Below are 393 nucleotides of genomic sequence, written 5' to 3'. Positions count from 1 at the left end.
CAATAGATAAACTGATTAAGTTCAAAATGAAAAAAATATTAATCAGGTACATTTTTATAGTTTTAATTAATTTATTTTAACTAAGGATAAATTTAAGATATTAATATTCCATACTAACGGACCTTTCTAATCATAAGAATCAGAATTGCTCCGACTAAACACATGATGCCTGCTGCTGGAAACATTAACCTATAACCAAGTGTGCCGATAATTATCGAAGCAACAATCGGTCCAAAAACTTGACCAAGCGAATTAGCCAAATTAACAATCCCTAAATCTTTGGCTGCATTATTCGGGTTAGGCAAAACCGACACGTTCAACGCTTGATCAACTGAGTTATACATCCCCATAGCTGCGCCACTCAGACCAGCATAAACAAACAATGTCCACGGA

Annotated in this window: 1 protein-coding gene; it reads right to left on the bottom strand. The window is 34.9% G+C overall.

All coding sequences use genetic code 11. The annotated features are described in order from the left end of the window. Positions 1–113: 113 nt before the first annotated feature. A partial coding sequence (locus tag KH893_RS12795) for an MFS transporter (protein ID WP_281166397.1) occupies positions 114–393 on the bottom strand: 280 nt, incomplete at its 5' end.

Origin of the sequence: Liquorilactobacillus sicerae, from assembly GCF_029916425.1 — a bacterium.
Lineage (GTDB): Bacteria > Bacillota > Bacilli > Lactobacillales > Lactobacillaceae > Liquorilactobacillus > Liquorilactobacillus sicerae.
The sequence above is the reverse complement of the archived record's forward strand: the minus strand, read 5'-3'. Positions and strand labels throughout refer to the sequence as shown.